This is a genomic window from Pseudonocardia sp. MH-G8, from assembly GCF_002262885.1.
In the GTDB taxonomy this organism is placed as follows: Bacteria; Actinomycetota; Actinomycetes; order Mycobacteriales; family Pseudonocardiaceae; genus Pseudonocardia.
This window is the reverse complement of sequence record NZ_NKYF01000001.1, coordinates 793899-807226: the sequence shown is the minus strand read 5'-3', so window position 1 is coordinate 807226 and position 13328 is coordinate 793899. Positions and strand designations below refer to the sequence as shown.

13 protein-coding genes and 1 other RNA gene are annotated in these 13328 nt (G+C 72.1%); 9 read left to right on the top strand and 5 right to left on the bottom strand.

The genetic code is table 11. From position 1 onward, the window contains the following. Nucleotides 1-8: 8 nt before the first annotated feature. The 3 genes from CFP66_RS03805 to CFP66_RS03795 are packed head-to-tail and all read right to left on the bottom strand — an operon-like array spanning nucleotide 9 to nucleotide 4119. A complete protein-coding gene (locus CFP66_RS03805) occupies nucleotides 9-2177 on the bottom strand; it encodes an ABC transporter ATP-binding protein (RefSeq protein WP_094920349.1) in 2169 nt (722 codons plus the stop codon). Continuing rightward, nucleotides 2174-3145, bottom strand: coding sequence for an ABC transporter permease (locus tag CFP66_RS03800; RefSeq protein WP_233159115.1), 972 nt, complete (start codon nucleotides 3143-3145; stop codon nucleotides 2174-2176). Before CFP66_RS03800 ends, CFP66_RS03805 begins: the two co-directional genes overlap by 4 nt. Continuing rightward, nucleotides 3142-4119, bottom strand: coding sequence for an ABC transporter permease (locus tag CFP66_RS03795; protein WP_094920347.1), 978 nt, complete (start codon nucleotides 4117-4119; stop codon nucleotides 3142-3144). The genes CFP66_RS03800 and CFP66_RS03795 overlap by 4 nt, the downstream gene beginning before the upstream one ends. Nucleotides 4120-4405: 286 nt before the next feature. On the opposite strand from CFP66_RS03795, the gene CFP66_RS03790 reads away from it, so the two are divergent. The 8 genes from CFP66_RS03790 to ssrA all read left to right on the top strand — a co-directional run bounded on the left by CFP66_RS03790 (nucleotide 4406) and on the right by ssrA (nucleotide 10741). Continuing rightward, nucleotides 4406-4918 (top strand): PadR family transcriptional regulator, encoded by a 513-nt coding sequence (locus CFP66_RS03790; protein ID WP_094921491.1) that lies wholly within the window; start codon nucleotides 4406-4408, stop codon nucleotides 4916-4918. Between the two features lie 22 nt (nucleotides 4919-4940). Further along, nucleotides 4941-6047 carry a peptide chain release factor 2 gene (gene prfB, locus CFP66_RS03785; RefSeq protein ID WP_094920345.1) on the top strand — a complete coding sequence of 369 codons (1107 nt, stop codon included), beginning with the start codon at nucleotides 4941-4943 and terminating at the stop codon, nucleotides 6045-6047. A gap of 94 nt (nucleotides 6048-6141) precedes the next feature. After that, on the top strand, nucleotides 6142-6831 hold the full coding sequence (ftsE, locus tag CFP66_RS03780) for a cell division ATP-binding protein FtsE (RefSeq protein ID WP_094920342.1): 690 nt from the start codon (nucleotides 6142-6144) through the stop codon (nucleotides 6829-6831). 3 nt (nucleotides 6832-6834) lie between these two features. Beyond that, the gene (gene ftsX / locus CFP66_RS03775; protein ID WP_094920341.1) at nucleotides 6835-7737 is read left to right on the top strand and encodes a permease-like cell division protein FtsX; all 903 of its coding nucleotides are present in this window, start codon (nucleotides 6835-6837) and stop codon (nucleotides 7735-7737) included. 40 nt (nucleotides 7738-7777) lie between these two features. Then, on the top strand, nucleotides 7778-8263 hold the full coding sequence (gene smpB / locus CFP66_RS03770; protein ID WP_094920339.1) for an SsrA-binding protein SmpB: 486 nt from the start codon (nucleotides 7778-7780) through the stop codon (nucleotides 8261-8263). Then, nucleotides 8260-9165 (top strand): amidohydrolase family protein, encoded by a 906-nt coding sequence (locus tag CFP66_RS03765; protein ID WP_094920337.1) that lies wholly within the window; start codon nucleotides 8260-8262, stop codon nucleotides 9163-9165. The genes smpB and CFP66_RS03765 overlap by 4 nt, the downstream gene beginning before the upstream one ends. A 41-nt stretch (nucleotides 9166-9206) precedes the next feature. Continuing rightward, complete coding sequence (locus tag CFP66_RS48420; protein ID WP_198961227.1) at nucleotides 9207-10259, top strand: hypothetical protein; 1053 nt, start codon at nucleotides 9207-9209, stop codon at nucleotides 10257-10259. Between the two features lie 87 nt (nucleotides 10260-10346). Continuing rightward, nucleotides 10347-10741: a transfer-messenger RNA gene (gene ssrA, locus CFP66_RS03755) on the top strand. 61 nt (nucleotides 10742-10802) lie between these two features. On the opposite strand, the gene CFP66_RS03750 is transcribed toward ssrA, so the two are convergent. Beyond that, nucleotides 10803-11237: an SRPBCC family protein gene (locus tag CFP66_RS03750; protein WP_233159114.1), complete on the bottom strand. Its 435-nt coding sequence runs from the start codon at nucleotides 11235-11237 to the stop codon at nucleotides 10803-10805. Between the two features lie 33 nt (nucleotides 11238-11270). Between CFP66_RS03750 and CFP66_RS03745 the strand changes: the two genes are divergently transcribed. Then, nucleotides 11271-12560: an MFS transporter gene (locus CFP66_RS03745; protein WP_233159113.1), complete on the top strand. Its 1290-nt coding sequence runs from the start codon at nucleotides 11271-11273 to the stop codon at nucleotides 12558-12560. Here CFP66_RS03745 and CFP66_RS03740 read toward each other — a convergent pair. Next, complete coding sequence (locus tag CFP66_RS03740) at nucleotides 12550-13278, bottom strand: VIT1/CCC1 transporter family protein (protein WP_094920332.1); 729 nt, start codon at nucleotides 13276-13278, stop codon at nucleotides 12550-12552. The two genes, CFP66_RS03745 and CFP66_RS03740, sit on opposite strands and share 11 nt — an antisense overlap. Nucleotides 13279-13328: the final 50 nt, after the last annotated feature.

Genomic DNA, 13328 nt, shown 5'->3' with positions numbered 1-13328 from the left:
GGCGGTCGTCAGACGACCGTCTCGACCCGGGCCCAGTGGCACGCCACCTCGTGGTCCGGATCCTGCGCGCCACCCTCCGCGGGCTGCGCCTGGTCACGGGGCGGCTCCTCACCGATGCAGCGGGCCTGCCGGTCGGCGTCGAGTGTGCGGAACAGCGGGCAGCGGGTGCGGAACCGGCAGCCCGACGGCGGGTCGGCCGGGCTGGGCAGGTCGCCGTGGAGGAGCACCCGCTCCCGGTGGCGCTCGACCTCGGGGTCGGGCACCGGGATCGCCGAGAGCAGCGCCTGTGTGTACGGGTGCTGCGGCGCGGCGAAGACCTGGTCGACGTCCCCGATCTCGACGATCTTGCCGAGGTACATCACGGCCACCCGGTCGGTGATGTGGCGCACCACCGACAGGTCGTGCGCCACGAACAGGTAGGCGAGCCCGAGCCGGACCTTCAGCTCGTCGAGCAGGTTGAGCACGCCGGCCTGGATCGACACGTCGAGGGCGGACACCGGCTCGTCGAGCACCAGCACCTTCGGCTCCAGCGCCAGCGCGCGGGCGATGCAGATGCGCTGGCGCTGGCCGCCGGAGAACTCGCTCGGGTACCGGTTGATCTGCTCGGACCGCAGGCCCACCAGGGCCATCAGCTCGGGCACGCGGCGGTCGATCTCCGCGCGGGGGAAGCCCTGGATCTCCATGGGCTCGGCGATGAGGTCGCGCACCGGCAGCCGCGGGTCGAGCGAGGCCATCGGGTCCTGGAACACGATCTGCATGTCGCGCCGGATGCGCCTGCGGTCGTCCTTCGTGAGCGTGCCGACGTCCGAGCCGAGGACCTGCACGGCGCCGCCCATCGGCGGCTCGAGCCCCATGATCTCGAGGATGGTGGTGGACTTGCCGCAGCCGGACTCGCCGACCAGGCCGAGTGTCTCGCCCGCCCGCACGTCGAAGCTGACGCCGTCGACGGCGTGCACGGTGCCGACCTTGCGCCGGAGCACGCTCCCGGTGCGCACCGGGAAGTGCTTGACGAGCGCGTCGACGCCGAGCACGACGTCGCGGTCGGTGCGGGGCACGGACGTGATCTCCGACGTGTCCACCGCCGTGGCCGCGTAGACCTCGGCGGCGAGCTCACCGCCCTCGGCGTCGGCCGCCGCGAGCTCGCCGCTGCGGATGCAGGCGGCGCGGTGCCCGGGAGCGGTTCCCGGCGCGGGCAACAGCGCCGGCTCGTCGGTGTCGCACGCGTCGACGTGCAGGGGGCAGCGCGGCCCGAACGGGCACCCGGGCGGCAGCGCCACGATCGACGGCGGCCGGCCCTCGATCGGGACGAGCGGCCGGCCGCGCCCGACATCGAGGCGCGGGATGGAGCCGAGCAGGCCGAGGGTGTAGGGCATGCGGGGGGTCGAGAAGATCTCGTCGACGGTGCCGGTCTCGACGGCGCGTCCGGCGTACATGACCATCACGCGATCGGCCGTGCCGGCGACCACTCCGAGGTCGTGCGTGATCAGCACGATGCCGGCGCCCGTCACCTCCTGCGCGGTGCCCAGGAGGTCGAGCACCTGTGCCTGCACGGTGACGTCGAGTGCGGTGGTCGGCTCGTCGGCGATGATCAGGTCGGGATCGTTGGCGATCGCCATCGCGATCACGACCCGCTGCCGCATGCCGCCGGAGAACTCGTGCGGGAACGCCGAGAACCGGGCGGCCGCGTTCGGGATGCCGACGAGGTCGAGCAGCTCGATCGCGCGCTGCCGCGCCGCCCGCGCCGTCATCGACCGCCCGCCGTGCACCAGCAGCGCCTCGGCCACCTGGTCGCCGACGGTGTAGACGGGCGTCAGCGCGGAGAGCGGGTCCTGGAACACCATGGAGACCGAGCGCCCCCGGATGCGGGAGAGCTCGGTGTCGGAGAGCCCGATCAGCTCCTGGCCCGCCAGCCGGATCGAGCCGCTGACGCGGGCGGATCCGGGTAGCAGGCCCATCACGGCCATCGACGACACGGACTTGCCGGACCCGGACTCGCCGACGATGCCCAGCACCTCGCCGCGGTCGACCCGGTAGCTGATGCCGCGGACGGCGCGGGCGCTGCCCGCCTCGCTGGGGAACTCGACCTGCAGGTCGGTGACCTCCAGCAGCGGGTCGTCCGACCCGCCGCGCTGCCGCCCACCGGGGTCGGCGAGCACGTCGCTGTCGAAGAGGGTCATCGGATGGCCTCGCGCTTGCGCTTGCGGCGCCGACCGGAGCGCGACTGCGGGTCGATCGCGTCGCGCAGGCCGTCGCCGATGAAGTTGACGGCCAGCACGCTGACCACGAGCAGGGCGCCGGAGAACAGGAACAGCCACGGCGTGCTCAGCGACGAGGCGCTGCCGTCGCGGATCAGGGTGCCCAGCGAGACGTCGGGCGGCTGCACACCGAAGCCGAAGTAGGACAGGCCCGTCTCGAGCAGGATCGTGGCCCCCACGGTGATCGTCACGTCGATGATCATCAGCGAGGCCATGTTCGGCAGGATGTGCCTGCGGATGATCTTCCCGGGCGGTGCGCCCATGAAGCGGGCGGCCTTGACGAACTCGCGCTCGCGCAGCGTGAGCGTCATCCCGCGCAGGATCCGAGCAGTGATCATCCAGGCGAACAGGGCCAGCAGCAGCACGAACAGGATCCAGTTGCTGCCCCGCAGGGCGGGCGAGATGACAGCGATGATCAGGAACGACGGCAGCACCAGCAGCAGGTCGACGATCCACATCAGGCCGCGGTCCACCCAGCCGCCGAAGTAGCCCGCCGACGCGCCGACCACCGAGGCGATGACGATCGAGATCGCGGCCGTCAGCAGGCCGATCGTCAGCGACTTCTGCAGCCCGCGCATCGACTGGGCGAAGACGTCCTCGCCGATCTGGCTCGTGCCGAACCAGTGGCTGGGCGAGGGTCCCTGCAGGAAGGCGGTGTAGTCGTACTCGTCGTAGGCCCACGGCGCGAACAGCGGGCTGGTCACCGAGAGCAGGTAGAGCAGCACGAGCACGATCAGGCCGGCCAGGGCCAGGCGGTTGCGGACGAACCGGCGGAGCACGAGGCGGCCACGGGTGATGCCCGCGGTCTCGGGCTCGATGGCCTGGATCGGCGACGAGGCCGTGGCCGGCGCCCGCGTGCCGGCGTCGCCGGTGAGGTCGGAGGCGGTCACCGGAGCCGGACCCGCGGGTCGAGCAGCGCGTAGAACACGTCGGAGAGCCAGCCGGAGACCAGCACGAGCACCGCGACGAACAGCGTGACCGTGGCGGTGATGTTGATGTCGTCCTGCTGGATGCCGTAGACGAGCCAGTCGCCCATCCCGAACCAGCCGAAGATCCGCTCGGTGAACGTTCCTCCCGTGATGAGCAGGCCGAACCCGAACGCGAACAGCGTGGCCATCGGCACCAGGGCCGTGCGCAACCCGTGCTTGAACAGCGCCTTGCGCCGGGTGAGCCCCTTCGCCTGCGCGGTGCGCAGGAAATCGCTGCCCAGCACATCGAGCATCGCGCTGCGCTGGTAGCGGCTGTAGTAGGCGATCTGGCCCAACGCGATCGTCAGCGTGGGGAGGATGAGGTGCTGGATCCGGTCCAGCAACGCCGCGCCGAAGCCGCCCTGGAACCCCGGTGTGGTCTCGCCGGTGAAGACGATCAGCTGCGCCCCGGCGCTCGTGTTGATCTCCAGAGCGAGGTATTTGAGCAGCAGGCCGAGCAGGAACACCGGCGTGCTGAGGATGACGAACGACCCCACGGTGGTGAGGTAGTCGCTGAACCTGTACTGCCGGATCGCGCCCGCGACGCCGACGACGACGCCGATCCCGATGCCGACGACCGTGCCGATCAGGAACAGCCGCAGGCTCACCCCGATCCGGCGGGGCAGTTCCTCGCTCACCGACGTGTTCACCGTGGTCCGGCCGAAATCGCCCTGGACGGCGCCGCCCATCCAGGCCACGAACCGCGCCGGGATCGGCTCGTCCAGGCGGAGCTCCGCGCGCTTGGCGTCGATCACGGACTGCGGTGGCGGCGGGTTGCGCTCCATCAGACGGCCGACAGGGTCGAACGTCAGCGCCGCGAGGGCGAACGCCAGGAACGTGGCGACGAGGCAGAGCGCGATGTAGTTGACCAGTCGGCGCACCAGGAAGCGAGCCATGGGTCTCCTTGCCTACCCCGGCAGGTCACGCCGGTCTCCGTACTGCCGGGGCGAAAACCGGTGGGCCCGCCGTGCTACTGCGCGGTACCTTGGGGACCACTCTGTGTGGCCCTAGTGAAGTGTGAGGGCAGCGCCGTCCGTCGGCACACGGGGGGTACGCACTCGTGTCCGGATTCGTGGCGACTCGTACCGGTATCACTCGTTCTGCGAGCCCAGGATCGTTACCCGGGCGCCGCATCCGTTCTGTGCCCTGCGGTCTCCTGCGCCGGATGGCACGGTGACCGGCATGCCGGCCCCGCGAGCACCTGCCGTGAACGCCACCGCAGCCGCGCTGCTCGGCCTGCTCCACGAGGGCCCGATGTCGGGCGGCCAGCTCGTGGCGGCTGCCGCGGACCGCTTCGGGTCCTTCTTCTCGGTGACGCGCAGCCAGGTCTACCGGGAACTGCCGGCCCTCGTCACCGCCGGGCTGCTGGAGCCGGGCCGGCCGGGGCCGCGGGCGTCGCAGACGTACGCGCTCACCGCCGCGGGGCGGCGGGCGTTCACCCGGTGGCTCCGATCGGGTGCCGCGGCCGACGCGCTGCGCAGCCCGCTGGTGCTGCGGCTGCTGCACGCCGGGCGGTTGAGCCCCGCGCAGCGCGCCGAGCTCGTCGCGTCCAGCCGGGAGGCCTACACCGCCCGGCTCGCCGCCGCCCGGGCTGCGGCGCGCGGCGAGCGCGACCCGTACCGCAAGGCGGTGGCGGACTTCGCGGTCGCGCACGTGCGGGCAGTGCTGAAGCTCCTCGACGCCGTCCCGGAGTAGCCGGCGCGTAGCCTGAAGAGTTGTGAACCCCGACGCCGCGGCCGACCTGAAGGACCTCTCCACCACCCTCGAGAGCATCGAGGCGGTCACCGACCTGCCCGCGCTGCGCGCCGAGATCGCCGACCTCTCCGACCAGGCGGGCCAGCCCGACCTGTGGAACGACACCGAGGCCGCGCAGAAGGTCACGAGCCGGCTCGCCCACGCCCAGGGCGACCTGCGCCGCCTCGATGACCTGCGTCGCAGGCTCGAGGACCTGCCGGTGCTCTACGAGCTGGCCGAGGACGAGGGCGACGAGTCGGCCGTTGCCGATGCCGACGCCGAGCGTGCCAAGCTCCGCGAGGAGATCGCCTCGCTCGAGGTGCGCACCCTGCTGTCGGGCGAGTACGACCCGCGCGAGGCGCTCGTGACCATCCGCGCCGAGGCCGGCGGCATCGACGCCGCCGACTTCGCCGAGATGCTCATGCGCATGTACCTGCGCTGGGCGGAGCGCCACGGGTACCCCACCGACGTCTACGACACCTCCTACGCGGAGGAGGCCGGCATCAAGTCGGCCACCTTCCAGGTCCACACGCCGTTCGCCTACGGCACGTTGTCGGTCGAGCAGGGCACCCACCGGCTCGTCCGGATCTCCCCGTTCGACAACCAGGGCCGCCGCCAGACGTCGTTCGCCGGCGTCGAGGTGGCGCCGGTCGTCGAGTCGAGCGACCACGTGGAGATCGACGAGAAGGAGCTGCGCGTCGACGTCTACCGCTCCTCCGGCCCGGGCGGCCAGGGCGTCAACACCACCGACTCGGCGGTGCGGCTCACGCACATCCCCACCGGCATCGTGGTGAGCTGCCAGAACGAGCGTTCGCAGATCCAGAACAAGGCCACCGCGATGCTGGTGCTGCAGGCCAAGCTGCTGGCGCGTCAGCGTCAGGAGGAGCGCGCCAAGATGGATGCGCTCAAGGACACCGGCTCGTCGTGGGGCAACCAGATGCGCTCCTACGTGCTGCACCCGTACCAGATGGTGAAGGACCTGCGCACCGAGTACGAGGTGGGCAACCCGTCGGCCGTGCTCGACGGCGACCTCGACGGCTTCATCGAGGCAGGCATCCGCTGGCGGCGCAGCCAGGCGGCCGAGGCCTAGTGTCCCGGCCAACCTGCCCAACGGTTGCCTCCGGGCGGCGAGGGGGCGGGTCGGGTGCCGGGTCCGACCCCACCCGCCGGTAACCTCCTGGGTCGTGATCCGCCTGGAACGCGTCACCAAGCTGTACAAGACCTCGACGCGCCCCGCGCTGGACCGGGTCTCGATGTCGGTGGAGAAGGGGGAGTTCGTCTTCCTCATCGGCCCCTCCGGCTCGGGCAAGTCGACGTTCCTGCGGCTCCTGCTGCGCGAGGACGTGCCGACCAAGGGCAACATCTTCGTCTCGGACATGAACGTCGCGAAGCTGCCGCGCCGGCGGGTGCCGAAGCTGCGCCAGCGCATCGGGTGCGTGTTCCAGGACTTCCGGCTGCTGCCCAACAAGACGGTCGGTGGCAACGTCGCGTTCGCGCTCGAGGTGATCGGCAAGTCGCAGCCCACGGTGCGCAAGGTGGTGCCCGAGGTGTTGGAGCTGGTCGGCCTGCAGGGCAAGGCCGACCGCATGCCCCACGAGCTGTCCGGCGGTGAGCAGCAGCGCGTCGCGATCGCGCGGGCGTTCGTGAACCGGCCGCAGGTGCTGCTGGCCGACGAGCCCACCGGGAACCTGGACCCGGACACCAGTCAGGACATCATGCTGCTGCTCGAGCGGATCAACCGGACGGGCACCACCGTGCTCATGGCCACGCACGACCACTCGATCGTCGACTCGATGCGCCGCCGGGTCGTCGAACTCGACCTCGGCGCCGTCGTCCGCGACGACGCGCGCGGCGTCTACGGCGTGGGGCGGTAGGGCATGCGCACCGACTTCGTCGCCCGGGAGGTCATGACCGGCCTCCGCCGCAACGTCACCATGACGGTCGCGATGATCCTGACCACCGCGATCTCGCTCGGGCTCGTCGGCACCGGCCTCCTCGCCGTCCGCACGATCGACCGCACCGAGCAGCTCTACAGCGACCGCTTCGAGGTGCAGGTGACCTTGACGGCCGACGTCTCGGCCGCCGACACCGACTGCAGCCAGCCGATCTGCACCGAGCTGCGGGAGACACTGGAGAACTCGCCGCGGGTGGAGTCGGTGCGCTTCCAGAGCCAGCAGGAGGCCTACGAGCACTTCCAGGAGCTCTTCGCGGGACAGGCGCTCGCCGACGTGGCGCGCCCGCAGTCGCTGCCGGCCACGCTGCGCGTGCGGTTGGCCGACCAGACGGCCGGGGCCGACGCCGTGCGTGCGGCGATGACCGACCAGGTCGGTGTGCGCAACGTGCTCGACCAGCGCGAGGTCGTGGCCAAGCTGTTCGACATGATCGGCAGCATCCGGAACGTGACGTTCGCGCTGGCCGTCGTGCAGGCGATCGCGGCCGTCCTGCTGATCTCCAACACGGTGCAGGTCTCGGCGTTCACCCGCCGCACCGAGGTGGGTGTGATGCGCCTCGTCGGCGCCACCCGCTGGTACACGCAGCTGCCGTTCCTCATCGAGGCGGTGGCCACCGGTGTGGTCGGGGCCCTGATCGCGGTGGCGGGGCTGGTGGCCGGGAAGTTCCTGTTCATCGACCAGCTGCTGTCGGGGATCGTGGCCAACGGCGTGGTGCCACCGGTGGAGGTGGCCGACATCGTCTGGGTCTCGCCGATCCTGGTGATGATCGGTGCCGGGATCGCCGCGGTCACCGGCTACGCCACGCTGCGGCTGTACGTGCGCCTGTAACCCGCGGGCCCGCAGCCGCCGGCCCGCGTAGGCTGGACAGGTGAAGGAGAACGGCCGGAAAGTGATCGCGCAGAACCGCAGGGCGCGGCACGACTACAGCATCCTCGACACCTACGAGGCGGGTGTCGCGCTGATGGGCACCGAGGTGAAGAGCCTGCGGCTGGGTCGCGCGTCGCTCGTCGACTCCTTCGCCACGATCGACGACGGCGAGGTGTTCCTGCGCGGCCTGCACATCCCGGAGTACGTGCGGGGCAGCTGGACCAACCACGAGCCGAAGCGCACGCGCAAGCTGCTGCTGCACCGCGAGGAGATCGAGCGGCTGATCGGCAAGACCCGCGAGGGCGGGCTCACGCTGGTGCCGCTGGCGCTGTACTTCAACGACGGCAAGGTCAAGCTGGAGCTCGCGCTCGCCCGCGGCAAGCGGTCCTACGACAAGCGCACCGACCTCGCCAAGCGCGACGCCGACCGCGAGATCCAGCGGGCGTACGGGCGCGCCGCGAAGGGCCGGGCCCGGGAGCTGCGGTGACCGTGCCCGCGCCGCCGGAGTCCGACGACGACGTCGCGCGCTTCCTCACCGAGCTCGGCGTGCCCGGGATCGTCGACGTCCACGTGCACTTCCTGCCCGAACCGGTCCTGCGCAAGGTGTGGGCCTACTTCGACCAGGCGCGCACGCACTACGGCCTGGACTGGCCGATCCAGTACCGCACGCCGGAGCCGGAGCGGGTCGCCACGCTGGGTGGGCTCGGCGTGCAGGCGTTCGCGCCGCTGGTCTACCCGCACAAGCCCGGCATGGCGCGCTGGCTCACCGAGTGGGTCGCCGGCTTCGCCGCGGCCACCCCGGGCGCCGTCCCGACCGCCACGCTCTACCCCGAACCCGACGTCGCCGACTACCTGGGTGCCGCCGTCGAGGCCGGGGCCCGGGCCGTGAAGGTGCACGTCCAGGTGGGGAAGTTCGATCCGCGCGACCCGCTGCTGCGCCCGGCATGGGGCCTGCTGGCCGACGCGGGGGTGCCCGTCGTGGTGCACTGCGGGCACGGGCCGATCCCCGGCGCGCACACCGGCCTCGACGTCTTCGGGGCGGTCGTGGCCGAACATCCCCGGCTGCGCGTCGTGCTCGCGCACGCCGGGATGCCCGACTACCTCGACGCGCTCGACCTCGTGCACCGGTTCGAGGGTGTGTACCTCGATACGACGATGGTGGGCACCGCGTTCAGCCAGAAGTTCGCACCGCTACCGGCCGACTGGCCCGCTCGGCTGGTCGAGGTGGCCGAGCGCGTGGTCTTCGGCTCCGACTTCCCCAACATCCCCTACCCGTACGCGGAACAGGTGGCGACGGTGGCGGAGTGGGCGCTCGCCGACGACCGGCTCGGTGCGGGGTTCCTCCGATCGGCCCTGCACCGCACGCCCGCGCGGCTCCTGGGGGTCTGACCAGCAGGATTGTCGACCTTGAGCACGGGGTACGCGCCAGGATGGACACCGGGCTGATAGTCGTCATCGTGTTGATCGTGCTCGCCGTGCTCGTCGCGGCGGCGTTCCTCGCATCGCGGGCCAGGCAGCGCAGACAGGAACAGCACCGCCTCGAGGCCGCCGAACACCGGAACGAGGCGGAGATCCGCAACGCCAGCGCGCAGCGTCGCGAGGCCGAGTCGGCCGAGCGCGCGGCCAGGGCCCGGCACGAGCAGGCCCAGGCCCAGGAGCAGGCCGCACGGGCCCAGCGGGACCGGGAGGTCGCCGAGACGCGCACCGCCGCCGCCGACCGCGTCGACCCGGACACGCATCGGGACCGTTCCCACGCCGGGCACGACACCGACCAGGCTGCGCGCACCGACGACATGCACCTGGGCGCCCGCGGCACCGGGGCGTCGGACGGTTCCGGGCCGGGCCACCCGCAGCACGGCGGTCGTGACGGCGACGAGGCCACGCGCCACGGCGAGACGGTCCCCGGCGGTGGACGCCACCACGACACGCGCGCACCCCAGGCCACCGGCGATCCGGCGGCCCGCACCGACGACCTCCGGATGGCCGGCGGGCAGCAGAGCACCCCGCAGGGCCACCACCAGGCTGCCGGCGACGGGTCGCACGCCGCCGACCCCCGCGCCCACACCACAGGCGCGCAGCCGACGACCTCGGGATGGCACGGTCCGACGGCCAGCGGCGGCGGCCCGGCGGTGACCCCGACCTCGCAGCGGTCCGCCGATCCGGCGGCCACCCGAGCGGGGAGCACGGCGCCCCCCGCTGCAGGCCAGGGTGAGTTCGGTGGCCCGGGCAACCAGGGCCAGCAGGGCTACCAGGATCAGCAGGGCTACCAGGATCAGCAGGGCTACCAGGGTCAGCAGGGCCAGGCCGGCGGCACCGGCGACGGCGCTCCGCCCACCGCCCCGAACGCTGCTGTGCCCTCCCAGCGCACGGGTGAGCACGAGCATCGCGGACGTGACGGCGATGCACCCGAGCACAAGGCGCACGACGAGCACGCAGGACCGATGCGTACCCTCGCCGACCGGCTCCTGCGCCGCAACGGCTGACCAGGTCGGACCCGACCGGGTAACCGGGATGAACTCAGGGGGCCCACGCGTTAAACTGTCCAGACGCCCGGGTCGCCGGGCGGAGAAGGGGGTGAACGGTTTCGACTCCGGATGTAGATCAAGGGGAAGCGTGCCGAGGAAGGCGACGATGATCTCGTTAACCATGTGTCGCAAAACAACAAGTGCCGCTAATACGCAGCACGTCCCGGCTCAGGCCGCTCAGCGCGACTTCGCGCTCGCAGCCTGATCCACTGAGGGACTGTCGGCCCGGAGGTGTTCCCGCTCCGGAGCCCGGCATCAGCTAGGGGACTCACCTGTCCGCCCGGTCGCGGGGTAGGCGGGGACATCACACAGCGACTGGGATCGTCACACCGGCTCGTCCGCATGACCGGTGGATCCGAGTAGAGGCAGAGCGGACTGCGCACGGAGAAGCCCTTGTGAAGCGACGGAGGACCCGGGTTCGATTCCCGGCACCTCCACCCCATGGAGCCCCGTCGACCACCCGGTCGGCGGGGCTCCGTCGTGTCACCGGCTCTCGCTGCTTCAGCGGTGCGACACGAGGCGCTCCAGGCGCGTCAGCGCGTCGTCGAGCCAGCGCTGCACCTCCTCGGCCGGGGCGCCGCCGTGGGCCTCGGGCTGGTCGCCCAGGAACGACAGGTGCAGCACCACCGAGGAGCGGCCGGGATCGGCGTGCTCCACCTGCAGCCAGCCGGCGTAGTCGGGCGCGTGGCCCCACTCCACCCGTAGCTGCTCGGCCCGCACCCGCACGGTGCCCTCGGCTTCGACCCCCCGCTCCGGGACATCGGCGTGCACCTCGCCGTCGCCGGTGGGGCGCACGTCCACCGGTACGGGCAGCCATGCCGACAGCTGGTCCAGATCCGACACCACTGCGAAGACCCGCTCCGCGTCGGCCGTCATCCTGCGTTCCGCCTCGAACTCCGCCATGCGGGCCAGGTACCCGGGGACGCGTGCCGCCATCCTCCGGATTCACCCAGGCGTAGGGTCGATCGCGTGGTGGAGGGCGGACCGTCGGGTTCCGGCAGGGCGGTCGCCGAGCGGCTCCCGCGCGAGATCTGGGTGCTCGTCGGCTCCGCGTTCCTGATCGCCATCGGTTACGGGCTGGTCGCGCCCACGCTGCCGGTGTTCGTCCGGTCGTTCGACGTCGGCATCACGGCGGCGTCGCTCGTCATCAGCGTTTTCGCGCTCGTCCGGTTGCTGTTCGCACCCATGAGCGGACGCATCGTGGGCCGGATCGGCGAGGTGCCGACCTTCAACATCGGTCTCGGGGTCGTGGCCCTGTCCACCGGCGCCTGCGCGTTCGCCGGGAACTACTGGCAGCTGCTCGTGCTGCGCGGGCTGGGTGGCATCGGCTCCACGATGTTCACCGTCTCGGCGTTGTCGCTGCTCATCCGGCTCGCGCCGACGCGGATGCGAGGGCGGGCCACCGGGATGTGGGCCACCGGGTTCCTGCTCGGCAACATCGTCGGGCCGCTCGTGGGCGGCGGCCTGGCGGCGGTGAGCCTGCGGGCACCGTTCCTCGCTTACGGCGCCGTGCTGCTGGTCGTCGTCGGCGTGGCCGGGCTGCTGCTGCGTGGTCGTACCGGCACGCAGGTCGAGGCGACGAAGGCCGGACCGCCGGCCCGTTTCCGCGATGCGCTGGGCCACCCGACCTACCGCGCCGCGCTCGTGGCGAGCTTCGCGAACGGCTGGGCCGTGTTCGGGGTGCGCGTGGCGCTGGTGCCGTTGTTCGTCGTGGAGGCGATGGGGCAGCCGGATGCGTGGGCCGGAATCGCCCTCGCCGTGTTCGCGGTGGGCAACGCCGCCACGCTCGTGATCGCCGGGCCGATGGCGGACCGTCGAGGGCGCCGTCCCCTGGCGCTGGCCGGGCTCGCCGTCTCGGGGGTCGCCACCGGAGTGCTCGGGTTCCTGACCGAGCCGATGCCGTTCCTCGCGGCCAGCCTCGTGGCGGGCATGGGTAGCGGGCTGGTCAACCCGCCCATGAACGCGGCCGTCGCCGACGTGATGGGCTCCCGGGCCCGGGGCGGCACCGTGCTCGCCGGCTTCCAGATGAGTGCCGACCTGGGCGCCATCATCGGCCCCGTGCTGGCCGGGGTGCTGGCCGAGACCGCGGGCTTCCCGGCCGCCTTCGCTGTGACGGGCGCGGTGGCGCTCGTCGCGCTGGCGTTCTGGGTGCGCGCACCCGAGACCCTGCCCGCCCCGCCGTCGGGCAGCGCCGCAGAGGAGTCGCTGGTCGAGTGCTCCGCCACCGAGTGCCCACCGAGCCGTACGCCTACCCGCTGATCCCCACGCCGATCAGCATGCCGACGAGGTAGGTGGCGCCTGCCGCGATCGCGCCGAACCCGAGCTGACGCAGGCCGCTGAGCAGCCAGCTGCGTGTGGTGAACCGCGCCGTGAGCGCGCCGACGGCGAACAACCCGACCGCGCCGACCCCGAGGGCCAGCAGCAGCGACGAGAAGCCCAGGAGGAACGTGATGATCGGGATGAGCCCGCCGACGGCGAAGCAGAGGAACGACGAGATCGCCGCGGTCCACGGGGAGGGCTGCTCGTCGACGTCCACGCCCAGCTCCTGTGCCACGTGGACCTTCACCGCCAGCTCCGGGTCGGCGTGCACCTCGCGCGCCATCGCCTCGGCCGTCGGGCGGGTGAGGCCCATCTGCTCGTACATCAGCGCGAGCTCGGCCTGCTCGGCGCGCGGGTGCGTGCGGATCTCCTCACGCTCGACCGCGATCTCGCCGGCCACGGCGTCGTTCTGCGTGCCGACCGAGGCGAACTCGCCCAGCGCCATCGAGAACGCTCCCGCCACCAGCCCGGCCATGCCGGTGAGGATGAGGGTGTGCCGGTCCCCACCGCCGCCGCCGACCCCGGCGACCAGCGCGATGTTGGTGACCAGCCCGTCCATCGCGCCGAACACCGCGGCCCGCAGCCAGCCGCCGGAGACGTCGGCGTGGTGGTGCTCGTGCGCGGCGAGCTCCTCCGGCCCGGGGAGATCATCCGTCATTCACCGGAGCCTACGGTCGAGGCCCGACGCCTGGCGGGTCCACACGGTCC